The organism is Frigidibacter sp. MR17.24 (assembly GCF_037095655.1).
GTDB lineage: Bacteria > Pseudomonadota > Alphaproteobacteria > Rhodobacterales > Rhodobacteraceae > Frigidibacter.
The window spans coordinates 111,447-133,125 of sequence record NZ_JBAWKE010000007.1; the positions used below are offsets into that span (position 1 = coordinate 111,447).

General features: G+C 68.1%; 23 protein-coding genes. 6 read left to right on the top strand and 17 right to left on the bottom strand.

Annotated elements, in window-relative coordinates; all coding sequences use genetic code 11:
- Positions 1-21: 21 nt before the first annotated feature.
- Positions 22-339, bottom strand: a complete 318-nt coding sequence (locus V8J39_RS18770) for a hypothetical protein (protein WP_336462491.1) — start codon at positions 337-339, stop codon at positions 22-24.
- A gap of 100 nt (positions 340-439) precedes the next feature.
- Here V8J39_RS18770 and V8J39_RS18775 point away from each other — a divergent pair, with 100 nt between their 5' ends.
- The 4 genes from V8J39_RS18775 to V8J39_RS18790 all read left to right on the top strand — a co-directional run bounded on the left by V8J39_RS18775 (position 440) and on the right by V8J39_RS18790 (position 3,899).
- Positions 440-667, top strand: a complete 228-nt coding sequence (locus V8J39_RS18775) for a helix-turn-helix domain-containing protein (RefSeq protein WP_336462492.1) — start codon at positions 440-442, stop codon at positions 665-667.
- 1,249 nt (positions 668-1,916) lie between these two features.
- Positions 1,917-2,666 (top strand): HipA family kinase, encoded by a 750-nt coding sequence (locus V8J39_RS18780; RefSeq protein WP_336462493.1) that lies wholly within the window; start codon positions 1,917-1,919, stop codon positions 2,664-2,666.
- Positions 2,663-3,484 (top strand): DUF3037 domain-containing protein, encoded by an 822-nt coding sequence (locus tag V8J39_RS18785; RefSeq protein WP_336462494.1) that lies wholly within the window; start codon positions 2,663-2,665, stop codon positions 3,482-3,484. The genes V8J39_RS18780 and V8J39_RS18785 overlap by 4 nt, the downstream gene beginning before the upstream one ends.
- A gap of 154 nt (positions 3,485-3,638) precedes the next feature.
- Positions 3,639-3,899 (top strand): hypothetical protein, encoded by a 261-nt coding sequence (locus tag V8J39_RS18790; protein ID WP_336462495.1) that lies wholly within the window; start codon positions 3,639-3,641, stop codon positions 3,897-3,899.
- A 631-nt stretch (positions 3,900-4,530) separates the two neighbouring features.
- Here the strand turns inward: V8J39_RS18790 and V8J39_RS18795 are convergent.
- The 16 genes from V8J39_RS18795 to V8J39_RS18870 all read right to left on the bottom strand — a co-directional run bounded on the left by V8J39_RS18795 (position 4,531) and on the right by V8J39_RS18870 (position 18,981).
- On the bottom strand, positions 4,531-5,061 hold the full coding sequence (locus V8J39_RS18795; RefSeq protein ID WP_336462496.1) for a helix-turn-helix transcriptional regulator: 531 nt from the start codon (positions 5,059-5,061) through the stop codon (positions 4,531-4,533).
- On the bottom strand, positions 5,058-5,972 hold the full coding sequence (locus tag V8J39_RS18800; RefSeq protein ID WP_336462497.1) for a helix-turn-helix domain-containing protein: 915 nt from the start codon (positions 5,970-5,972) through the stop codon (positions 5,058-5,060). The genes V8J39_RS18795 and V8J39_RS18800 overlap by 4 nt, the downstream gene beginning before the upstream one ends.
- A gap of 17 nt (positions 5,973-5,989) precedes the next feature.
- On the bottom strand, positions 5,990-6,421 hold the full coding sequence (locus tag V8J39_RS18805; RefSeq protein ID WP_336462498.1) for a hypothetical protein: 432 nt from the start codon (positions 6,419-6,421) through the stop codon (positions 5,990-5,992).
- Positions 6,418-6,819: a hypothetical protein gene (locus tag V8J39_RS18810; RefSeq protein ID WP_336462499.1), complete on the bottom strand. Its 402-nt coding sequence runs from the start codon at positions 6,817-6,819 to the stop codon at positions 6,418-6,420. Before V8J39_RS18810 ends, V8J39_RS18805 begins: the two co-directional genes overlap by 4 nt.
- Positions 6,816-8,315, bottom strand: coding sequence for a YfjI family protein (locus V8J39_RS18815; RefSeq protein ID WP_336462500.1), 1,500 nt, complete (start codon positions 8,313-8,315; stop codon positions 6,816-6,818). The genes V8J39_RS18810 and V8J39_RS18815 overlap by 4 nt, the downstream gene beginning before the upstream one ends.
- Positions 8,312-9,205 carry a DUF7146 domain-containing protein gene (locus V8J39_RS18820; RefSeq protein WP_336462501.1) on the bottom strand — a complete coding sequence of 298 codons (894 nt, stop codon included), beginning with the start codon at positions 9,203-9,205 and terminating at the stop codon, positions 8,312-8,314. Before V8J39_RS18820 ends, V8J39_RS18815 begins: the two co-directional genes overlap by 4 nt.
- On the bottom strand, positions 9,202-9,429 hold the full coding sequence (locus tag V8J39_RS18825; RefSeq protein ID WP_336462502.1) for a transcriptional coactivator p15/PC4 family protein: 228 nt from the start codon (positions 9,427-9,429) through the stop codon (positions 9,202-9,204). The genes V8J39_RS18820 and V8J39_RS18825 overlap by 4 nt, the downstream gene beginning before the upstream one ends.
- Positions 9,422-9,742 carry a winged helix domain-containing protein gene (locus V8J39_RS18830; protein WP_336462503.1) on the bottom strand — a complete coding sequence of 107 codons (321 nt, stop codon included), beginning with the start codon at positions 9,740-9,742 and terminating at the stop codon, positions 9,422-9,424. Before V8J39_RS18830 ends, V8J39_RS18825 begins: the two co-directional genes overlap by 8 nt.
- A 107-nt stretch (positions 9,743-9,849) precedes the next feature.
- Positions 9,850-10,044 carry a helix-turn-helix transcriptional regulator gene (locus V8J39_RS18835; RefSeq protein WP_336462504.1) on the bottom strand — a complete coding sequence of 65 codons (195 nt, stop codon included), beginning with the start codon at positions 10,042-10,044 and terminating at the stop codon, positions 9,850-9,852.
- A gap of 230 nt (positions 10,045-10,274) precedes the next feature.
- On the bottom strand, positions 10,275-11,024 hold the full coding sequence (locus V8J39_RS18840) for a hypothetical protein (protein WP_336462505.1): 750 nt from the start codon (positions 11,022-11,024) through the stop codon (positions 10,275-10,277).
- Positions 11,021-12,211 (bottom strand): tyrosine-type recombinase/integrase, encoded by a 1,191-nt coding sequence (locus V8J39_RS18845; RefSeq protein WP_336462506.1) that lies wholly within the window; start codon positions 12,209-12,211, stop codon positions 11,021-11,023. Before V8J39_RS18845 ends, V8J39_RS18840 begins: the two co-directional genes overlap by 4 nt.
- A gap of 509 nt (positions 12,212-12,720) precedes the next feature.
- Positions 12,721-14,163, bottom strand: a complete 1,443-nt coding sequence (locus V8J39_RS18850; protein WP_336462507.1) for an FAD-binding oxidoreductase — start codon at positions 14,161-14,163, stop codon at positions 12,721-12,723.
- Positions 14,160-15,455 carry a CoA transferase gene (locus V8J39_RS18855; protein ID WP_336462508.1) on the bottom strand — a complete coding sequence of 432 codons (1,296 nt, stop codon included), beginning with the start codon at positions 15,453-15,455 and terminating at the stop codon, positions 14,160-14,162. Before V8J39_RS18855 ends, V8J39_RS18850 begins: the two co-directional genes overlap by 4 nt.
- A gap of 11 nt (positions 15,456-15,466) precedes the next feature.
- Entirely contained in the window at positions 15,467-17,113 is a 1,647-nt protein-coding gene (locus V8J39_RS18860; RefSeq protein WP_336462509.1) for a TRAP transporter large permease, read from the bottom strand.
- Positions 17,110-17,730, bottom strand: a complete 621-nt coding sequence (locus V8J39_RS18865; protein WP_336462510.1) for a TRAP transporter small permease subunit — start codon at positions 17,728-17,730, stop codon at positions 17,110-17,112. The genes V8J39_RS18860 and V8J39_RS18865 overlap by 4 nt, the downstream gene beginning before the upstream one ends.
- A gap of 150 nt (positions 17,731-17,880) precedes the next feature.
- The gene (locus V8J39_RS18870; protein WP_336462511.1) at positions 17,881-18,981 is read right to left on the bottom strand and encodes a TRAP transporter substrate-binding protein; all 1,101 of its coding nucleotides are present in this window, start codon (positions 18,979-18,981) and stop codon (positions 17,881-17,883) included.
- A 168-nt stretch (positions 18,982-19,149) separates the two neighbouring features.
- On the opposite strand from V8J39_RS18870, the gene V8J39_RS18875 reads away from it, so the two are divergent.
- On the top strand, positions 19,150-20,601 hold the full coding sequence (locus tag V8J39_RS18875) for an aldehyde dehydrogenase family protein (RefSeq protein ID WP_442902615.1): 1,452 nt from the start codon (positions 19,150-19,152) through the stop codon (positions 20,599-20,601).
- A 106-nt stretch (positions 20,602-20,707) separates the two neighbouring features.
- On the top strand, positions 20,708-21,646 hold the full coding sequence (locus tag V8J39_RS18880; RefSeq protein ID WP_336462513.1) for an NAD(P)-dependent oxidoreductase: 939 nt from the start codon (positions 20,708-20,710) through the stop codon (positions 21,644-21,646).
- Positions 21,647-21,679 lie beyond the last annotated feature (33 nt).

Here is a 21,679-nt window from a genome sequence, read left to right on the forward strand (position 1 = left end):
GGTGGTCGGGGTTGGTGGGCGTCAGGCGGTGAGCTGAGCGCTCCGAAGCTCGGCGCGAAGGGCGTCGAGGTGCTGCCAGTCAGATCCGCGAAGGCTGTCCTTGCACTCGAAGGCCAGCAGATCACGGCGGATGGTCTCGACCGCGCGAGGGGCAGCCATGGCGCGATGGGCCAAATGCGCAGCCACCTGCGCGGCGATGCGGGCAGCTTGCTTCGCGTCCCACCACACCATCTTGAGCGCGCGGCTCAATAGCTGGGGCAGCGTCTCGCTGTTGCGCCCATGGAAGCGGCGAGCGATGACCCAGGCGGCTTTCATGATGGCGACGCGGTCGTAGGTCATGGCAATACCCTCGTAAATTCGCTAACTCTGTTATAGATATGTTACAGGGTTAGCGATAAGTCAATAACCCTGTAGGCGATTTATGCAACAAGGTTAGCAAATGACCCCCGAACAGGTGAGAATGGCACGCGCGGCGCTGGGCCTCGGAGTGCGTGAGCTGGGCGAGCAGGCAGGCGTGTCATTCACGACAATCAGCCGTTTTGAGACCGGCAAAAGCGGACTTCACCTCTCAACCGCCGAAGCCATCCGGAAGGCCCTCGAAGACAAGGGGATTCAGTTCCTCGATAGGGGGCAGGTCGCAGGCGGAGCGGGCGTGGCGCTGAGGTAAGAAGCAACGCAAAGACCCCCAAACAATCGCAGATGAATTCAATCCAAGCGTGTTAAACTTCGATCCGAATCGGGCAGTCTGTTGCTCTTTTCCGTCCCATATTTTCTGCGAGGGGCGTTTTAACGATTTTGAACCAGAGGTTTGGCCATGTTCATTCGGACCATCTCAACCCTTGTCTCTTTATGCTGCCTTTTTTCCGGCCCAGCTCTTGCCCAAAGTTATACAGTCGATGGTGAACTCCGATGGTGCGCCGGTAACTGGGGGACGAACGAAGGAGCGAGTGAGGCAGCGCAAATTCTCAGCTCTTGTTACGCTCTCTATGACCCCGCGACAGCTTCGATGGTTAAGGCGGCTCTTACCGCGGGCGGGGTCACAAATGCGTTCGGATTTGATGCCGCCGGGGGGATTCTCAAGAGACCTCCGGTAATGCAGGCGGCAACGGTTCTCGTGAACGTTTCAGAAGACGACGCAGTAAATTTGGCACTCACCTGCCAAGCGCACAATGGTGCCTCAAGGTCGTTCCTGAATGCCAGGCGGGGTGAGGTTGCAAACTGGCTGCGGTCACACACGATCAGCTTCTAACGTTTCGCGGTCGCGACAAAATGGAAGCCGCCACTGCGCCAACCGGCGGCTTCCTCATACCTGACGAAGGACATTTCACCCCATGAGCGCCCAGCCTGCGCGCCCTCGATGTTAGGGTAATCTCAGGGTAGATCCCGGCAGCCGATGCCAGTCATCGCGCGGGCGCGTATCTCTGAACGATTTCGGCGCTGGGCCGCTGGGCGATGGTGCACCCCGCCTGCCAGCCCATGACCAACGCGCACACGCGCCCATGGCTGACGAAAAGCGGCAGCGGCCCCAGGCGCGGTGGCAGCCCATCCCGCCACGCGCGCGCTACTGTGCTGCGATCCGGCGCTGGGCCTGCCACCTCACCCCCTGCGCGCGCGTTCGACCCGTAGTGTATCCGGCAGGATCCGGCCCGCCCCAAGCGGCTTTGAATGCCGGGGCTGGGTATGTGACCCCATGCGGCTTGATTCCCGATGATTGTTTTTCAAGCGCAACACATTTCACTTGGCGCCGTTTCTGCGTGTCCACCGCGATTGCGCTCGCTCAGCGGCGATGGGCTAATGGCGGGGTGGTGTCGCCGAATCGTAAAGAGAGCGGCCAAGGTGAGTGGGGCAGGGGCAGGTTGCTATACGAAGCGGTGAACGTCGGACCACGCGCGAGCAGCGGGCGCGCGCATCCGCCCATGGTGATTGCCCAAGCAACTGATGGGGGACAGCCTGTCGAGGTCTTCCTCAAAGGGCCGCACTTCAACAGTCTAAAGACCTTTCACAACATCCTTGAGCGAGAATGGATGGCGGGCAGGCTGGCGTCTGCACTGGGCCTTCCGTGTGCCGAAAGCTGCCAGGTGAGAGTTTCTCCCGAGGTCATCGCCACGATTTCCGACAACCTCTTGCGGGAACAGCTTGGCATGGGGCCAGAGGTTCTTTTCGGCTCCGTGAGTGCCGGGCCGCAGTGGAACCTCTGGACACCCGCCGTGCCGAAGCGTCGCGCCGCGGCTCCAGTGATGGCGGAGATTTTCCTGTTCGACACCTTGGTCGACAACTTCGACCGATCGGAGCACAGCCCCAACCTCCTGATGCGCGGGGACGATTTCCTGATGATCGATCATGGCGAGGCCTTCCAGTCGGCAGCGGGAGCTGGCGGCCACGAAGACCTCTCGGTCAAGCCCTGGCTCCCCGGACGGTTGCAGAACGTCGAGGGGTTTGATCAGCATATCTTCTGGCCTCGCCTGAGCCAAAAGGATCTGCCAGAGTTCGAGGGAGCCGCCGCCGGGTGGCGCGGATTGCCAGAAGGCACATTTGCCGCTATCGCCGCCGAGATTCCTGCCTGCTGGAGCACGGCTACTGTGAACAGGATCGTCGACTACCTATCTGAGGGCGTCGAGAACTTGGCCGCCGTCCTGGCGAACATCGAAGGGGAGCTGCAACGATGAAGGGGCACGCCTATTCGTATGTGGTGCTGCAGTATCGCCATGACGTTTGGACCGGCGAGGTCATGAACCTCGGGATCCTGCTCTGCTGCCCGGGTGAACGCTTCCTGAAGCTGAAAAGCCGACGCGGCCGTGGGCGCATCGCGCAAGCCTATCCTGGCATCGATGCACGTGCCCTCACGAACACGGTCAAGTCGCTGGAGCATCGCTTCGGCAAGGTTGAAGCAAGCTGGGATATGTTGTCGTCAGCCGCCAAGGCCGGGGACGTTGCGCGCGGCGTCCTCCGGGCTGATGCCAGCAGCCTTCAGTGGGCTATGGACGGTAGTGGGCTGACGGGAGCGGCCGCCGAGACCCTCGACATGCTCTACGACCGCTTCGTCGGCCGCTATGACGATGACCCAGGTCGCGATGCGATTACGGACGACCAAGTCTTCGAGAAGGTGAAGGTTAAGCTGGAAGCCGCTCAGCTCTACAAGCGGTTCGAACGTCATGTCGTCCACTCGGAATTTGGAGACGTGGCATTCGAGCATGCCTTCAAAAACGGTGTATGGCATTGCGTTCAAGGCATTTCGTTCGACTCCGCTAACCGTGAACGCATGCTGGAGAAGGCCCAAAAAGTCGCCGGAAAAATGCATAGCATTGCGGGCGCTGCGGGGTCGATGCGACCGTATTTCGTGACTGGAAAGCCGCGCAACCCCGACCTTCTTCCGCAGTATTCGAAGATGCAAAAGCTGCTCAAGTCCAGCCCACTGGAACCGCTGGTGGTCGATGAGCGTGATGCGTCTGTGGTCGTTGAGCGGATTGCAGAAGCCGCACACTGAGTTTGGCGGTGCCATCGCAGGTTTCCCGGGCCGATCGGTCAATGCTGCGTCAAGAAAAGCCCGGCAGGTCTATGAAACGGCGCTGGGCACCCGAAACCACTGGACCGAATCTCGTGTAGCCCAATAGGTGGCTCCGGGGGCCAGGGGTTATGTGATGCATCAGAAGATCCGAGTTTTCGTGGCCGCAGCATGGCGCTGGTTCCGCGGTCAGAGCCTTTTCATCCAAGCGCTCATTGCCGTGCCGCTGATGATGGCTGTTCTTTTCACGGCATTGATCGGGAACATGGGGCTCGCGCTCATGGGCGGGGCCGTCGCCCTCTATGCACCCATCACCGGGGCCATCGTCGGTGCCGTAAGCGTTGTCCTGACCAAGGCATCCGCCATCGTCATTCGAGATCGCAAGCAGGGGCGGTAGCACCCCATCACGAGACGCCACGCCGTCAGGGTCAACAAAACCCTACAACTGCCCGGCAGCCCTCTTCCTGACGCCCTGTAGCACCTCATGCCGAGGCGCTGGGCGGCCCAGTCAGGTTTCGATAGGCTCAGCTCTCGCCATCACAGGTGGCCGCGTAGACGAACGACGCTGTGCCGAAGGTGTTCAGAGAGTGCGATGCGTCAAAGCTTGCACTGAAGATTACCGCCCTGCTTCCGTCGTCCAAGAGGATCAGGCCATCGAATAGCTCCGCAACGTCGCCAAATCTGACCGACCGTACGCACATCAGTGTCTCGATGGGAGACGACTCGCATTGTAGCTGGCGCTCAACTCTTTGGCCGTCGAGAGGGTTCGTGAAATGAAGCGTCCCAGCACTTCCCGCCCGCTCGAAAGTGGCATGATTGAACTCGGGAATGCTGCAACGAAGCGTGTCGGGCGCGGCCGCAACTGCGCCTGAAGCCCCGACGGTCCCCAGGACAGATATTACGGACGCTTTCCAGAATTTTTTCGCTCTGCCCATGCCATTCATGGTGCCTCCTGCACACGCATCTGCCGCGACCATAAGCAAAGAGCACCTACAAACCAGCGAAGGTTTGCAGGCCTTCCCAAATTTTCAGTTTCCCTGTCCATCACTCGTCAGTGAGCATTTCCCGTCGCGCTCGGCTCTCCATCGCGCCCAGCGCCGCAGGGCAGCCTCGCTGAGCCGCTGGCGGCCCTCCGGGGTTCTGGCCCCGGTGCTCATGCCGCCATGGAACTTGCAGCGCCGCTTGCCTGGCTCTGACTTGCCGCGGCAGGGCGTGCCCTTCCGGGTCTTCGCCCCGCATCGCACCCGGCGCTTGGCGGCTTGGGCATCCAGCCGGGCCTGCATCTGGGCGACGTGCTCCATGAACTTGGCTTCGGCCTGCCGGTCGAGCTCGGCCATGCGCTCGGCGAAGGATGGGTTGGGCGGTACCCGCACCGGCGCGGGCTTCTCGGGAAGGTCCAGAACCTCCTCCATGCGGCGCACTGCCCAGGCGTAGGGATCAACCCGCTCCTTGGTCTCCCAGTAGCTGACGGCATGGCGGCCGATGCCGACCCTCTTGCCAAGCTCGGTTTGCGACAGGCCGGCGGCCTTGCGGATGGCGGCGAGTTCTGCCCCGGTCATGCTGCGTTCCCCTTCATCCTGCGCCGCCAGTTGCCCACCGTCTGGGGGCTGCATCCGACCCGACGCGCCATCTCCCGATCTGACAGCCCCGGAGAGGCCCGCAGGAGCGCCGCCAGAGCCTCGAAGCGATCCGGGGCACCCTTGCCCTGCCCAGAGGCCACAGAGGCCGCCAGCGCCTCGAAATCGGCCAGCAGCGCCGCGGCCAGCGCCTGATCTTCCGCAGCGCCCCGCGTGAACTCCCGGCCGGCGAGGTGGGTCAGCCATTCGAGGCGGGCACGAATGCCCTCGATGGTCGGGGTTGGCATCGTGTCGAGCTGGTGCTCGAGCATCCCGCGCCAGGCATCGCTCCAGCGCTCGGGGCTGTAGTCCGGGCTGAAGGCAATCCGCGCCTCGGTCAGCGCCTCCTGCGCCTGATAGGCCGCCCATGCCTCGGGCACGCTCGCCGGGATCCTGACGGCCACGCGCATCACCTCCAGCATCTCGGGCGTCGGCCAGCGACCGCGATAGTCGCGATAGCCCCAGAGGCTGTTCCCCGGATCGGCCAGGGGCTCCAGCGCCTCGCGCAGCGCGGTCTCCAGCTCGGTCTCCGCGAAGACGGCATCCTCGCTGCCGAACTCGGCCAGCAGCTCGCGACACCGGGCAAGGCGGGCTGCCTCACGCTCGGCGCGGCGGACGGCCTGCGCGGCCTTCCAGCCGGGTTCCTTCTCCTCCATCCAGTCATCGAACCCCGCGAAGGGATTGCTGGGACGTGGCGCAGCTGGGGCCGCGTCCAGTTTGGACAGGGCGGCTTGCAGCGACATGCCGGCACGGGCGGCAATCCGCTCGGCCGCCGCCTTGGCCGCGGCGCGCTCGCCGGCCGTCTTGCCGCCGGTCATCAGCGCCCGGAGCTTGCGCAGCTTGTCGGTGTCCAAGGTGGACGCTCTGGAGTTCATGCGGCTGCCCCCTTGCTCTGCCCCGGGAAGTCGGCGGTGGCGGCAGTCTCGGCCAGCCGGGCCAGTGCCATGGCGCGCGCGGCGTCGTGCGCGTCCCCTCGATCGGTCGAGCCCGCGCTCTGGAGGGCGTAGGTGCCGCGCTCGTCGGGATCGAGCCCCGCGGCCAGCCAGGTCACGGTGCCGGGTTCCAGCGCCTGCCGGTAGCGCGGGAAGGCATTCGCTTCGGCTTCGGACAGCGGGATTGCCACGGGCTCGCCTCCGGCCCGCAGGACCAGCGTGAAGGCGCGGGTGAGCGCGGCCACGGCAAGGGGATGGGTCACGGGCACGAGGCCGCCGGATTGGAAGTCGCAGCAGCAGGCCGCGAGCTTGGCGGCGACGGACTCGGCCTTGCGCCTCATGGCGCGGCGCTTCTCGCGATTGCGGATCATGGTGCGTCCCCCTCGATCCATCGGCCGGCGCGGCCGTCGAAGTGCTGGCCGGTCGAGCCGTGGCGCTCCCAGTCCGAGAGCCTGCGCCATTCATCCAGGCTGACGACGCGACCCGTCCAGGTGCGCGGGCGGTCGCCCTGTGCGGTGCCGTAGGGGCTCACACTGCCCTCGGGATCCTTCCGGGAAGGGCGCTGGGCTGGGGCTGCCGGGCGGTGATCCGCTTCCCTTGCGCGACAGGCCGACAGAAGCGGACGAAAGGTCGTTCTGTCTACTTCTGTCGGTGTGTCGAAAGAGGGATTGGAAGTTGTGAGAGGCCTTCTGTCCTCTTTTGTCGGTGTGTCGAAAGAGAGATTACCGTTCGTGTGATCCGGTTCGGCAAGGTCCAGCCAGTTGGTCATGCGGCCCTCCAGACGCGAGGGTTCACGCCATAGATGATCCGGGGCCGCCCGCCGCTCTCCTGGCGAAACTGGGCCAGCCAGTCGGCCTGCTCGAGAACGCCCAGCGCCGCGCCCACGGCCTTCGCCGTCTGGAGCCCCGAGAGGTTCCTGCGCTGGATGTCCCGGGCGGTCAGGTTGTCGGGCTTCTCTGCCCTGATGATCTGGGCGACCCTCTGGGCGTTGCGGATCTCCTCGGGCGGCTGTGCGGCCCCGTAGGCCCGGAATGCATGGTGGCGCAGGTGCTCGCCCACAAGGTGGCAGGCCCGGCCGATGTGCCCCGCGTCGATCCGGTCGGGCAGGCCGATCTCGGTGGGCCTCGCCGCCCAATCGAGATGCGCGAGGACACAGGCCACCCGGACCGCGAGGCCGGGCATCTTCCCGACATGGCCCTTGAAGATGCCATTGGCCTCGGCCTCCCAGGCGCGGCAGTCCTGCCGGAAGCGCTGGAGGGCATCCGCCGCGGCATCCGTGAAGCCGATGTAGAAGGGGCGGCGCAGCCCGGCCTCGTCATGGGCCGGCATCAGCCCCCTGAGGCGCTCCATGGCCCCCCGCAGCAGTGCCCCGTCGATCGGCGCGCGCGGGCGGCTCAGGGGCACGGGATCCGGGAAGACGGTCAGGAACCGGGCAAGGAGGCCATCATCGTCCGTCTTCACCAGCAGGCTCGCGAGCTTGTCGGGCTGGGTGCCCCCGAGGACCGCGACGCTCAGGTGATCCACAACGATCGGCTCGGGCGAGGATTTCCGGTCCACGGTGTAGGCCCGGCCACCATAGGCCTCGAGCCAGAACGGGCGGTCGCCGCCGCCATTGTAGCGGTCCATGCTGCCCAGCCAGCCGGAGAGCTCGTCACGGGACAGCAGAAGCCCCCGCCACGAGGCGACGAGGAGGGATGCGACCTTCTCAGTGGTGGCGTCCGAGATGCTGATCCGCTCCCGGATCGGCGCCGCTCCGGCGTCGGCGGTCTCGGGCTTGTCCGGGGCCGGCAGCCCCTCGGCCAGCGCCTTCTTGGCATCGGCCTTCCACTGGGCAAGTGAGAGGCCAGCCAGCTCGTCCTCAGCTTCCCAGCTGCGCCGCTGCGCCCGGTAGTCCTCGGCCAGCGTGCGCTCGATCTCCTTCACCGGATCCATGACGGCATCAAGGGCCGGGGATTTCCCGGCAGATGGGTCGCCCACCAGCATCGCCCAGAGCACCGGGGGCTCGCGCCATCCCTCCCAGGGCGTCACCCACCGGGCATTGCCCAAGACGGCGCTGGCTGTGGCGAGAAGGGACAGGGCCACGTAATCGACTGGCGCGCCCTTCACCTCGGCGGCATTGGTGAGCCATTCGGCCCACGGGCCATAGATCTTGGCGAAGGCCTCAGGCGAGAGCACCGGAGCCGGAGGGCGAGGCGGGGCCGCGAAGCTGAGGTCGGGCTCGGGCCAGGCATCGGCGGCCTCGAACGGGGTGGCTTCGTGGTTCATGGGGTTGCCCCTTTCGAGCGGATCACATCGTTCCAGTCGCGCCCCAGAGGCGCGGGAAGCATGCTGACGGACCAGCCCAGCGCCGCGGCGCGGACGGCGAGCGCCTTGCCGGCGGCTTGGCCTGGGTCATCGCCATCGGTGGCAATGGTCAGGCGGCCGGGATGGTCGGGGAGATTGAGGCGCTGCATGCCGCTGGTGCTGAGCGCCGCCCAGATGGCGGCAGGAGCCCGCAGGAGGCCGCTGGCGAGGCTCAGGGCGGTCTCGATGCCCTCGGCTACCACGAGGCTGCTCTGGGCGTCCGCGACCCGCACAGCGCCACCTGCGGCGGCCCCCAGCATCATCTTGGCCGTGCCCTCGGGCACATCGGCCCTGCCGTGGCCGTCCGGGGCCAGATAGGTCCGGTGCACTGCGGCGCGCCCGGCCCCCTCGATCAGCGCCACCATGGCGGGGAGGCGCTTGGCGGTCGGCCCGTGCCAGCAGAATCCGTGAAACCGGAGAGAGGCCCCCAGAGGCGCGCTGATGCCCCGCCAGCGCAGATAGGCTTCGGCGGGGGTGCCCTCGATCGGCACTGCCTCGCGCCACACGGACAGGGCCTGCGCCTCCTTCTTCGCGGCCTCAGCCTTCCGGGCCGCCTCGATCCGGGCCAGATCCTCCGCCGAGGGCGGGGTGTAGCTGCCGCGGCCATCCACAAGGCCCAGCGCCTGGAGCGCGCCCAGCACCGCCTCGAAGGTGCAGCCGGCATGGCACCGGATCAGGAGCCGTCCATCTTCGCCGTCAGACAGGCTCAAGGCCGGGGTTCTGGTGTTCTGGTGCCCGGGGCACAGGCAGGTGCCATAGCGGCCGTGCCAGCGGCCCCTGAGGGCGCGGGTAATGCGTTCGGCCTCGGTCATGCCCGCCCTCCGCCGCTGGTCATGGCATCGACCAGGTGCAGGCCGTGCAACAGCTCGGGCAGAGCTTCCACCCTGAGGGCGAGCCCCTGCTTGCCCGGGCGCATGGTGCCGTCCTGCGTCTCGAACCAGACGCGCAGGTTGACGACCCGCATGCCCCGGAAGTCGTCCAGGGAGATGCGGACCTCCTCGCGGCTGTTCTTCGTGAAGGTGTGGACCTCAGCCATGCGCGCCCCCGAGATCCGGCCCGGCGTCAGGCGTGACGGTGGAAGCGAGGACATAGCGGGCATGGCGACCGGCGAAGGGTCCGCCATGGTCTTCGTTCACGGTCTCGATCGACAGGCCCAGCGCCCGCAGGTCGTGAATATAGGCCGACCAGCGCGGGCCGGGGTCGCTGATCGGGGTGCAGCCATGTGGGCCGGCGCGCAGCAGCGCCTCCAGCGCCCAGCGGACGCGGCCTTTGACGGCGATGGGAAACGGCGGCTCGTGGCCGTTGCGGGCCATGAACCTGGCAAGGCCCCAGTTGCTCGATGTGCTCAACGGATGCTCTCCGGCGTTGATTGCCGGGGCGTTCGGTCCTACCTTCGGGGCATCCCAAAATGCGCCTGAAGACAGCTTCCGCCGCCCGGTCAATCCGGGTGGCGGTTTCAGGCGGCGTGGCGCTGGGCCTTCGCCTTCTCGATGACTTCGCTGATTTCAGACTGGGGCCAGCGCGAGAGCGCGCCCAGCTTGATCGGCTTCGGGATGGTACCGTCAGCCACGCGCCGCCAGAAGGTGGGGACGCTGACCTGCAGCATCTCCGCGCCCTCGCGGGCCGTCAGGAGGGGGTCAGTGATGGTCATTGCTCAGCCCATGAACTGTTTGAGATGGGATGAGAATTGCTGCGATGTTTCGACGTGGAATAGCTGGGTGGATTGAGAAAACCTGACCACCTCCGCGATGGGAAGTGACCCTCCTACCCGAGGTGGGGTTCTCGCCTGGAGGGAGGGCTCAGCGCCCCTATGAAGCTACACTTTACCTTAAAAACAAGGACGGCGTTGGGGTGGGTGGGTTCTGCGAACCCCTGGGTAGGTTACCCCCCTGTCCTCGGCGCGCCGCCGCCCTTGTTCCAGTTGACCACGGTGGCAATCCGCTCCTTCGCCGCCGTTGAAATCGGCTCTGAGCCGAGCCAAGCATCGGGGTTCGAAGCGATCCAAGCCTCAATCTCTGCCTTCACGCTCGAGCGGAATGTTCGCTGAGGCTCCAGAGCCCGCCACGCTGTCACAGCGAGCGCGAGCTCTGGCGAGTAGTGTTCATGGCCTTGGTCCAGAACGTCGTTGGTGCTCGCCTCATCTTCGCTCGAAGCGTTCGGGAAGAAGAAGGGCGGCGCGGACCCTCGGGTGCGAAGCCAGCGCTTCAGGTCCTCAACCTGCACCATGGTCTCCGCCCAGTTGGGCTCGGAGCTGACGAGTGCCCCATCAGCAGGCACCTTGAAGAAGGGGTCTTGATCGAGGCTGGCGACGATCGAACGAAGATCGTGGTTCGAGATGATCAAGAAGCCGTCGCGCGCTACCGTCCCGTGCCAGCGAGGTTCTGCGTCATACGCAATCCGAGCAGCCAAGTGCCCGCGATTGATCGCAGACTTGAGCGCCCCGAATGTCGCCTCGAATCCATGGTAATCCCGCCTTTGCACTCTGCGGCGGTTGCCGCTGTCATCCCAGAAAGGATCGGTGGTCGCGTCAACCTGCTCAGACGGATCGTTTCCGGTGACCAGGATCGCGGCATTGATCACCGAAAGCTCGTCGTTCAGCCGCCAGAAAAACAGCGGATCCTCATGCGTCATGCCGTCACCATCTTCACCACTTGCCCCGATTGGCCGGTGCAATGCTTCGCCCAGCGCCCCATGAGGACGCGCCGTTGTTCAAGGAAGTCGGTGCGTCGGTAGGCGCGAACGACGCTGCTATCCGTCCGGTGCCCGAGGCAGAACTCTGCCACCTCGTGGGGCGCATCGGTTGCCTCAGCCAGCCAGTCGCGCAGGCTCGATCGGAAGCCGTGGGGGCGCGCGTCCATGCCTCGGCGCTCCATCAGTCGGGCCATGGTGGCGTCGGAGATGACGCCCTTCCTGACGCTCGGGAAGAGGAAGCCGTCGCGCGCATGGGGGCGGGCCGCTTTGATGACCTCCAGAGCTTCCGGAGGGAGCGGGACGCGGAAGTCGTCCGTCTCCCCCTTGCGGCCCTTCATCGCTTCGCCTGGCACGGTCCACACATCACCGGAGATCTGCTCATCTCGAAGGAAGCGGAGGGGCCCTGACCGAACGCCGGTCAGGATCAGCAGCCTGAGGGCAAGGTGGGTCATGCTGCCGTCAGAGAGGCTGGCGAAGAAATCTGGCACCTCCGTCCAAGGCACCGCCGGGATGTTCTCGGGTTGCTGACGCGATTTTCCGAGGAGGGCGCGAGCCTTCTCGGGCGCTTGCAGGTTCACCTCATAGCCCAAGGCGGCGGCATGCCTGAGGCAGATGCTCAGGCGGTTCATTGCCTTCCGCGCGGTCTCGGCCTTGGTGTGCCAGAGCGGTGCCAGGCAGTCGCGAATGTCCTGCTGGTCGATCTCGCCGACCGGGATACCGCCCAGCTTCGGGAGGACATGGATCTGGAGAGGACTGAACCAGCGCCCTGCAGCGCCGTCACCTTTCAGCTCGGCCTTCCGGGACTCGAACGCATCGTTCGCCACGTCCTTGAGGAGGTGCAGGCGACGGGCGGCCTCGCGGCGCGCACGCTCTCGCTCCTTTATGGGGTCCAGGTTGTCCCTGACCTTGCTCCGGGCCTCCTCGGCCTTCCGGCGGGCCTCTGCCAGTGAAACCGCGGGATAGGCTCCAAGGCCCATCTCACGCCGGCGGCCGTGAACCGTAACCCTGAGCACCCATTGCGCACCACCGTCCTCACGCTTCACCAGCCAGAGCCCGGCTCCGTCGGCGTGCTTCCCCGGGCCGAGAGCGCTCGCGCTCTTCGCGCTAAGACGGTTCATCGCTCGCATGGCAGGCCCTCCAGAGGTGATCCGGACCAATCCCCCTCTCAATCCCCCTCAAGGAGTAGTATGCGGCGCGGGGAATTGATAGTGCCTGATACAGCCTGATTGCTGAAAATCAGTGATTTACAGGGGGTATCGAAGGCCCTGATAGGCGCTGCTGCCTACATATAGGGATATTCAATGCTGGCTCTGGGCACCACTCACACCCTTGCTTTTCCTGTTTTAGTTGGGCTGCCAGTGCAGGTCCTCCGTCGCGCTGCGTTCCTGCCCTTCGCGGCGCCGCCGCACGGCGGCCGGCCGGTCCTTCGTCGTGGGCGACAACGATGACGGCGGGCGTCGCCCCCTCCCTCGGCCACCGCGCGAGTCGCGGGAGACGCGCGGCGGCGTCACGCGTGAGCGGCCCGGCGCCTGCCGCAGGCGGGGGGACGTGCGCCGCCCTACTCGCGCAGGGCGGGGGCTGTCGGGGGCCGGCTGCGCGCCGCCCCGGGCGGTGCCGATGGCGGGCCGTCCCGGCCTCAGGGCAGGATCTTGCCCGGGTTCATGATGTCGTGCGGATCGAGCGCCCGCTTGATCGCCGCCATCGCCGACAGGGCGACCGCGCCGGTCTCCGCCTCGAGATAGCGCCGCTTTTCCTGGCCGATGCCGTGCTCGCCGGTGCAGGTGCCCCCCATCGCCTGCGCCCGGTCGACAAGGCGGTGCACGAAGGCCTTGATCCGCCCGAGCATCGCGGCGTCCCCGGGGTCGAACAGCGGCAGGACATGGAAATTGCCGTCGCCGACATGGCCCACGATCGTCGCGGTGATGCCGCTTGCGCGCAGGTCCTCCTGCGTGCGCGCCACGCAGTCGGCCAGCCGCGAGATCGGCACGCAGACATCGGTCGTCATGTTGCGCGCCCCGGGCCTCAGCGCGAGATTGGCCCAATGCGCATCGTGGCGCGCCTTCCACAGGCGCTGCCGGCTGTCGGGATCGGTCGCATGCTCGACCCCGGTCGCGCCCATCTCCTCGGCCAGCGCGCGGAACTGCGCGACCTCGTCGGCGACGGCGGCGGGGCTGCCGTGAAACTCGAAGACCAGCGTCGGGCGCTCGGCCAGCGACAGCCCGGAATAGGCGTTGCAGGCCCGGATCTGCATCTCGTCCATCAGCTCGATCCGCGCGACGGGAAGGCCCATCTGGATCGTGAGGATCACGGCGTTGCAGGCGCTTTCGAGATCGGGGAAGGCCGCGATGCCCGCCGCCACCGCCTCGGGCTGACCGAAAAGGCGCAAGCGCAGCTCGGTCAGGATCCCGAGCGTGCCCTCGGAGCCGACGAGCAGCCGCGTCAGGTCGTAGCCGGCCGAGGACTTGCGGGCCGCGCCGCCCGCGCGCATCACCCGCCCGTCGGGAAGCACCGCCTCGATCCCCATCACCATGTCCCGCATCGTGCCGTAGCGCACCGCGTTGGTGCCCGAGGCGCGCGTCGCGGCCATCCCGCCCAGCGTCGCGTCCGCACCCGGGTCGATCGGGAAGAAGAGACCGGTGGCGCGCAGCTCTTCGTTCAGGCGGCTGCGGGTGACCCCGGGCTGGATCACCACCGACATGTCCGCGGGCGAGATCTCGAGGATCCGGTCCATCTCGCGCAGCGACAGGCAGACCCCGCCCCGCGGCGCGTTGACATGACCCTCGAGCGAGGAGCCGGCGCCGAAGGGGATCACCGGCAGCCGGTGCGCGGCGCAGATCTCGACGATCCGGGCCACCTCGGCGGTCGAGCGCGGGCAGATCACCGCGTCGGGCGGCTCGGGCGGGATCCAGTTCACGGTGTGGCAATGCTGGGCGCGCACCGCCGCCTGCCGCGACAGGCGCGGGCCGAAGGCCGCCTGAAGCGCGGCGAGCCCTTCGGCGCGTGCCGTGGCGTCGGCGGCGGCGGAAGCGCCCGCGGGGATCTGGGCCAGGGGATCGGTCAGGGTATCCGTGGGGGTCATCTGCGGCGGGCTCCTCGTGCGGCGGAACGGGACGGGGCGGGGGATGCGGTGCCGGGCAGGGCGGCGTCCGGGGCCGTGGGGCCCCGGGCCAGGCCCTGGTCGTGCAGCCGGCCGATCTGGCCCTCGCCGAGGCCCAGCACCTCGGCCAGCACCCGGTCGGTGTCGGCGCCGATCGGCCGGGTGGGGCGCGGCGGCCGGCGCGGGCGCGCGGTGAAGCTGGCGGCGAAGCCGGGGGCGGGATAGGTGGCGCCGCTGGGCTGGGCGAGGTCGGCGAAGACCGGGTTCGCGGCGACGAGGCGGGCGTCCTCGGCCACCGCCTCGGACAGGCCGCGGTAGCGGTCCCAGCAGACCTGCGCCGCCTCGAGCGCGGGGGCCAGCTCGGCCAGCGGCCGCGCCGCGACGGCGCGGGCGACGATCGGGTCGAGCGCCGCGTGGTGGCGGAAGCGCAGCCCCTCGTCGCGGTCGAAGGACAGGCCGAGCCGCGCCTCGAGCGCCGCGACCCCGGCCCCGATGTCGAGCGCGCGCACCAGCCCGCGCCATTGCCGCGCGGTCAGCGCCACCAGCATGATCCGGGCGCCGCAGGCGGCGACATAGTCGCGGCCGAAGGCCCCGAACAGGTGGTTGCCCGCCCGGGCGCGGTCATGGCCGGTGACCGCCGTCTCGGCCAGCATCCCGAGGTTGGCGAGCGTCGAGACGGCGATGTCGGACAGCGGCAGGCGGATCTCGCCGCCGGTGCCGTCGCGCCGGCGCTGCCGTTCGGCCGCCAGCAGCGCCAGCGCCGCGGTCGTGCCGGTGATCAGGTCCCAGGCCGGCAGCACGTGGTTGACCGGGCGGGGATCGTCCTCGGGCCCGGTGATCATCGGCAGCCCGAGGCTGGCGTTGATCGTGTAGTCGACCGCGTTGCGCCCGTCGGGCCAGCCCATGACCCGCAGCGTGATCTGGTCGGGGCGCAGCGCGGCGAGCCGGTCATGGGCCAGGAACCCCGCGACCGGCAGGTTGGTGACCAGAAGCCCCGCGCCCGGCCCCGGCGCGGTGGCGACGGCGCGCGCGATCTCCTGCCCTTCGGGCCGCGAGAGGTCGAGCGCGACCGACCGCTTGCCGCGGTTCAGCCCTTCCCAGAACAGGCTGGCGCCGCCGGGGGCCAGCGGCCAGCGGCCGAAGTCGGGGCCGCCGCCGATCTGGTCGATGCGGATCACCTCGGCGCCCAGCTGCGCCAGCTGCAGCCCCGCGAGCGGCGCCGCGACGAAGGCCGAGATCTCGGTCACGCGAAGGTCGTCCAGAAGCTCGTACACGCGATCGCCTTTCAGAAGCCGAGGGTGGGGCCGAAGGGGTCGTCGCCGATCGGGATGTCGATCTTGACGTCGGCGGCGTCGACGGCGGGGCCCTTGTAGTGCAGCACCATCTGCGGGAAGGCGATCAGCAGCCCGATCATCACCACCTGCAGCGCCACGAAGGCGAGGCCCGCGCGGTAGATCTCGGCGGTCGAGACGCCGGCGATGCTGCGGCCGGTGACGCGGTCCTCGTAGTCGTCGCGCGGCGCGACCGAGCGCAGGAAGAACAGCGCGAAGCCGAAGGGCGGCGTCAGGTAGGCCGCCTGCAGGTTCACCGCCAGCATCACCGCGTACCAGATCAGGTCGATGCCCAGCGTCTCGGCCGCCGGGGCCACGAGCGGGATCAGGATGAAGGCGATCTCGAAGAAATCGAGGAAGAAGCCCAGCACGAAGACCAGCAGGTTGGTGAAGACCAGAAAGCCGATCACGCCGCCCGGCATCGCCAGCAGCAGCTCCTCGACCCAGACATGGCCGTTGAGCCCGTAGAAGGTCAGCGCGAAGACCCGGCTGCCGATCAGCACGAAGATGACGAAGGTGGCAAGCTGCGCGGTCTGCTGCACGCTGTCCTTCAGCGCCGGCCAGTCGAGGCGGCCCTTCGAGCCGGCAAGGATCAGCGCGCCCACCGCGCCCATCGCGCCGCCCTCGGTCGGCGTGGCGATCCCGAGCAGGATCGTCCCGAGCACGAGGAAGATCAGCGCCAGCGGCGGGATCAGCGAGACGATCACCGCCTCGGCCATGCGCGACAGCAGGTTCAGCTTCAGCCGCCCGTTCGCCTGCGCGAACAGGTAGCAGCCCAGCACCGCAAGCCCGGTGCCGTAGACCTGCGCATCGATCGTGCGCATCTGCGGCACCAGCCACCCGAGCGCGAGCACGGCGCCCGCGATCCCGAGCGCGAGCCCCGCGAGGCACGCCAGCAGCGAGGGCAGGCCCAGCCGACCGTCGGGTTCGCGCAGGTGCTGCGCCTCGGGCGGCACGGCGGGGGCGGCCTCGGGGCGCAGCCGCGTCAGAACGAAGATGTAAAGCCCGTAAAGCACGACGAGCAGCAGCGCCGGCACCATCGCGCCGCGGTAGACGTCACCGACCGAGCGTCCGAACTGGTCGGCCAGCACGATCAGGATGATCGAGGGCGGGATCGTCTGCGCCAGCGTCCCCGAGGCCATGATGATCCCCGAGGCAAGGCGGCGGTCGTAGCCGTAGCGCAGCATCACCGGCAGCGCGATCAGCGCGATCGAGATGACCGAGGCCGCGACGACCCCGGTCGTGGCCGCCAGCAGCGCGCCCACGAACAGCACGGCATAGGCGACCCCTCCGCGCAGCGACCCCAGCAGCTGCGCGATCGTGTCGATCAGGTCCTCGGCCATGCGCGATCGCTGCAGCACGATCCCCATGAAGGTGAAGAACGGGATCGCCAGCAGCGTCTCGTTCGCCATCACCCCGAGGATCCGGTCGGGCAGGGCGCGCAGGAAGTTCTCGCCGAACATCCCCAGCTCGATTCCGATCACCGCGAACAGCAGCCCCGTCGCCGACAGGCCGAAGGCCACCGGATAGCCCGACATCAGCAGGAAGATCAGCGCCACCAGCATCAGCGGCGCCATGTTGTGGGTGAGGATCTCGATCATGGCCGTGCCTCCGCCCGGGCTGCGTGGCCGCCCGGGGTCGGGGCGGGATCCGTTCCCGTTCCCGTCCCCGTCTGGGTCCCCGTCTCCGTACCGGCGCCGGACGCGGGGCCGGGCCCGCCCCAGAACAGCAGGTCGAGCGTCTTGAGCGTCTCGGACAGCGCCTGCGCCAGCAGCAGCGCGAAGCCCAGCGGCACCAGCGCCTTGACCGGCCAGAGCGGCAGCCCGCCCGCGTTCGACGACATCTCCTCCACCGCCCAGGAGCGCAGGAAGAACGGCAGCCCCTCGATCACCAGCAGCAGGCACAGCGGCATCAGCGCCAGCAGGTGCCCCGCCAGGTCGAGCCACAGCCGCGTCCGCGGCGCCAGCGCGCCCGCCACGATGTCGATGCGCACGTGGCCGTTGCGGCGCAGCACATGCGCCGCGCCCAGCAGGAAGGCGGTGGCGAAGAGATACCACTGCAGCTCGAGCCAGGCGTTCGAGCTTTGGGACAGGACCTTTCGCACCAGCGCGTTGCCGGCGCTGACCAGGATCGAGACCAGGATCAGCCAGGCGGTCGCCTGTCCGATGCGTTCGTTGAGCCCGTCGATCAGACGACAGAGAAGGCGAAGAGGGGGCATGGCGGCTCCGGGCGCTGGCGGCGGCGGTCGGCGGTGGGGCGCGCGCGCCCGGGTCATGCCTGCCGGCGCCGCCCGGGCGGGGCGGTTCCTGCAGGCACGGACCGGGTCGTCGTCGGACGCGCGCGCTGGGGGCGGGTGCGGGTGCGGCCTTCAGCCGCGGCGCAGTTCGCGCAGCACCACCTGGTCGTAGGCCAGTTCCGAGACCTGGTTCCAGGTCGTCACGTCGCGCTGGAAGGCAAGCTGGCTCTTCCACATCTTGTCGAACCACGGGTTTTCCGCCGCGAGCCCCTCGTAGATCTCCATCGTCGCGTCATAGGCGGCGTCGAGGATTTCGACCGGGAAGGAATGCAGCTGCGCGCCATTGGCCACGAGCCTGCGCAGCGCGGCCGGGTTCAGCGTGTCGTAGCGCGCGATCGAGGTGACCTGCACCTTGGCCGCGGCCGCCTTGAAGGCGCCCTTGTAGCCCTCGGGCAGCTGCTCCCAGGCGGACTTGCCGACGAAGAAGTGCTGCATCGAGGTGCCGTCCCAGAAGCCCGGGTAATAGTAGTGCGGCGCCACCCGGTAGAGCCCCAGCTTCTCGTCGTCATAGGGCCCGTTGAACTCGGCCGCGTCGATCGTGCCGCGTTCGAGCGAAGGGTAGATGTCGCTGATCGCGATCTGCTGCGGCACCGCGCCCAGCTTTTCCAGCACGCGCCCGCCAAGGCCCGAGATGCGGAACTTCAGCCCCTTGAGATCGTCGAGCGACGCGATCTCCTTGCGGAACCACCCGCCCATCTGGGTCGAGGTGTTGCCGCCCGGGAAGGCGACGACGCCGTAGCCGTCGTAGAACTCGGCCAGCATCTCGCGGCCCTCGCCCTGCTCGGCCCAGGCCATCTGCTGCCGGGTCGAGAGCATGAAGGGCACGTGCGTGCCCAGCGCGAAGGCCGGGTCCTTGCCGGTGTAGTAGTACGAGGCCGAATGCGCGACCTCGACCGTGCCGTTGGCGGCCGCGTCGAAGGCCTGCAGGCCGGGCACGATCTCGCCGGCCGAGAAGGTCTGGATCTTGAACTTGCCCTCGGTGATCTCGGCGACGGTCTCGGCCAGCGTCGTCGAACAGCCGTAGAGCACGTCGAGATTGGCCGGGAAACTCGACACGAGTCGCCAGTTCACCTCGGGCATCGACTGCGCCAGCGCCGGCGTGGCCAGCGGCGCCGCCACCCCCGCCGCAAGCGTCAAGGGGCCGGCATTCTTCAGGAAATCTCTGCGCTTCATGGGTCCTCCTCCCCGAATGGCGATGCTCCCCCACCGCCAATTCACTGTGTGAATACACAATTCAAAACTAGCATGCAACTTGGCGTGGTGCTACAGATTTGTTGAACGGCGCCGGGGAGGCGGGGCCGACGCAGGCTGAGAACACGACGCAAGACACTGTTTTCGCTGATGTTTGGAGGAGATGGCCAAGTGATTCACGCAAAGAACCTGATCAACGGCGCCTGGCGCGGCGGCGAAGCCCCGCTTGAGATCTACAACCCGTCCGACCTCGACGAGCTGGTCGGCCGCTACCAGATGGCCGGGGCGGCCGAGGTCGAGGAGGCCTTCGCCGCCGCCCGCGCCGCGCAGCCCGGCTGGCGGGCGCAGACGCTGGAGCAGCGCTCGGTCGTGCTCGAGGCGATCGCGCAGGCGATCTTCGCCCGCAAGGACGAGCTGGCGCGGATCATGTCGCGCGAGGGTGGCAAGACCATCCCCGACGCGCTGGGAGAGATCGTGCGCGCGGGCAACATCGCGCGCTTCTTCGCCGGCGAGGCGCTGCGCCTGCGCGGCGAGAAGGTGGGATCGGTGCGCCCGGGCGTCGATGTCGAGATCACCCGCGAGCCGGTGGGCGTCGTCGGGCTGATCACGCCCTGGAACTTCCCGATCGCGGTGTCGCTGTGGAAGCTCGCGCCCGCGCTCGCCTTCGGCAATGCCGTGGTGTGGAAGCCGTCCGAGAAGACGCCCGGCATCTCCGTCGCCATCGCCGAGATCGTGCAGGCCTCGGGCCTGCCGGCGGGGGTGTTCAACATGCTGATCGGGGCCGGGCCCGACATCGGCGCCGCGGTGGTCGAGGGGGCGGACGCGGTGTCCTTCACCGGCTCGTCGGCGACGGGCCGCAAGATCGCGGTGCGCTGCGCCGAGCGTCTGGTCCGGGTGCAGATGGAGATGGGGGGCAAGAACCCGCAGGTGGTGCTGGACGACGCCGATGTCGAGCGGGCCGCCGACATCGCCACCAACGGCGCCTTCTTCCAGACCGGCCAGCGCTGCACCGCGTCCAGCCGGCTGATCGTGACCGAGGGCATCCACGACCGCTTCGTCGCCGCGGTGGCCGCGCGGGTCAAGGCGCTCAAGGTCGGCAATGCCGGCGACGGCGCCACCCAGATCGGCCCGGTGATCGACCAGAGCCAGTTCGACAAGGTCATGGGCTATATCGAGATCGGCCGCGCCGAGGCCGGGGTGCCGGCGGCGGGGGGCGATCTGGTCTCGGCCGGGACCCGCGGCCATTTCGTCGCGCCCACGCTCTTCGCCGGCACCGACAACACCCAGCGCATCAACCGCGAAGAGGTCTTCGGCCCCTTCGCCAGCGTGATCCGGGTGCGCGACTACGACGAGGCGCTGGCGGTGGCCAACGACACCGACTACGGCCTGTCGGCCGGGATCTGCACCAGTTCGATGAAATACGCCCGCGACTTCCAGGCCAATGCGCAGGCGGGGATGGTGATGGTCAACCTGCCCACGGCGGGGGTCGACTATCACGTGCCCTTCGGCGGCCGGAAGCAGTCGAGCTATGGCCCGCGCGAGCAGGGCAGCTATGCGGTCGAATTCTACACCCAGGTCAAGACCGCCTACATCACGCCCTGAGCGTGACGGCCGCGCGCCGCCCGCCCCTGGGGAGGGGGCGGACGGCGCCCCAGCAGATGGCACCGGCCGCGCGCACCGCCGCGGTCTTCGAGGGAGGAGAGAGAACATGACTGACAGGATCGGAGTCATCGGGCTTGGCCGCATGGGCCGGCCCATGGCCATCAACATGCAGAAGAAGGGCTTCGCGGTCACCGGCCACGACCTGAACCCGGCCTCGATCGCGGCGCTCGTCGCCGCGGGCGGCCGCGCCGGCGGCTCGATCGAGGCGGTGGTGGCCGAGGCCGACGTCGTCTTCACCATGCTGCCCAATTCCAACGACGTGGCGCAGGTGATCCTCGAACGGGTGCTGCCCGCGACGCGCCCGGGCCAGCTGGTCGTCGACATGAGCACGATCGACCCGCTGGTCACCGACCGCATCGCCCAGGCCCTGGCCAAGGCCGGCATCGCCTTCGCCGACGCCCCCGTCGGGCGGCTGGCGCAGCATGCCGATGCCGGGCAGTCGCTGTTCATGGTCGGCGCCGCGCCGGGCGATCTCGCGCGGCTGCGCCCGATGCTCGAGGCGATGGGGACCACGATCCACCATTGCGGCGGCCCGGGCACCGGCATCCGCATGAAGGTGGTGAACAACTACCTCGCCATCGCGCTGGCGCAGCTGAACGCCGAGACGCTGACGCTGGCGCAGCGCTTCGGGCTGGATCTCGGGATGGCGATCGAGGTGATCAACGGCACCACCGCGACCAATGGCCATCTCAAGACCAATTTCCCCAACAAGGTGCTGAAGGGCGACATCTCGCCCGGCTTCCAGATCGATCTCGCGCACAAGGACCTCGGCCTCGCGCTGGCGGCCGCGTCCGAGCTGAAGGTGCCGCTGTCGATGGGCACGGCGGCGCGCGAATGCCTGCAGATCGCGCGCTCGCGCGGGTATGGCGGCAAGGACTTCTCGGGCCTGCTCGACGCCTGGTGCGATCTTGCCGGGGTCACGCCGCCGCGCCTGCCCGCGGCCGACATGGAAAAGGCCGCCGAGGCGGCGATGGCCGGGCAGTGAGCCCCGGCGGGGCCGGCACCGCGCCGCGGGCCG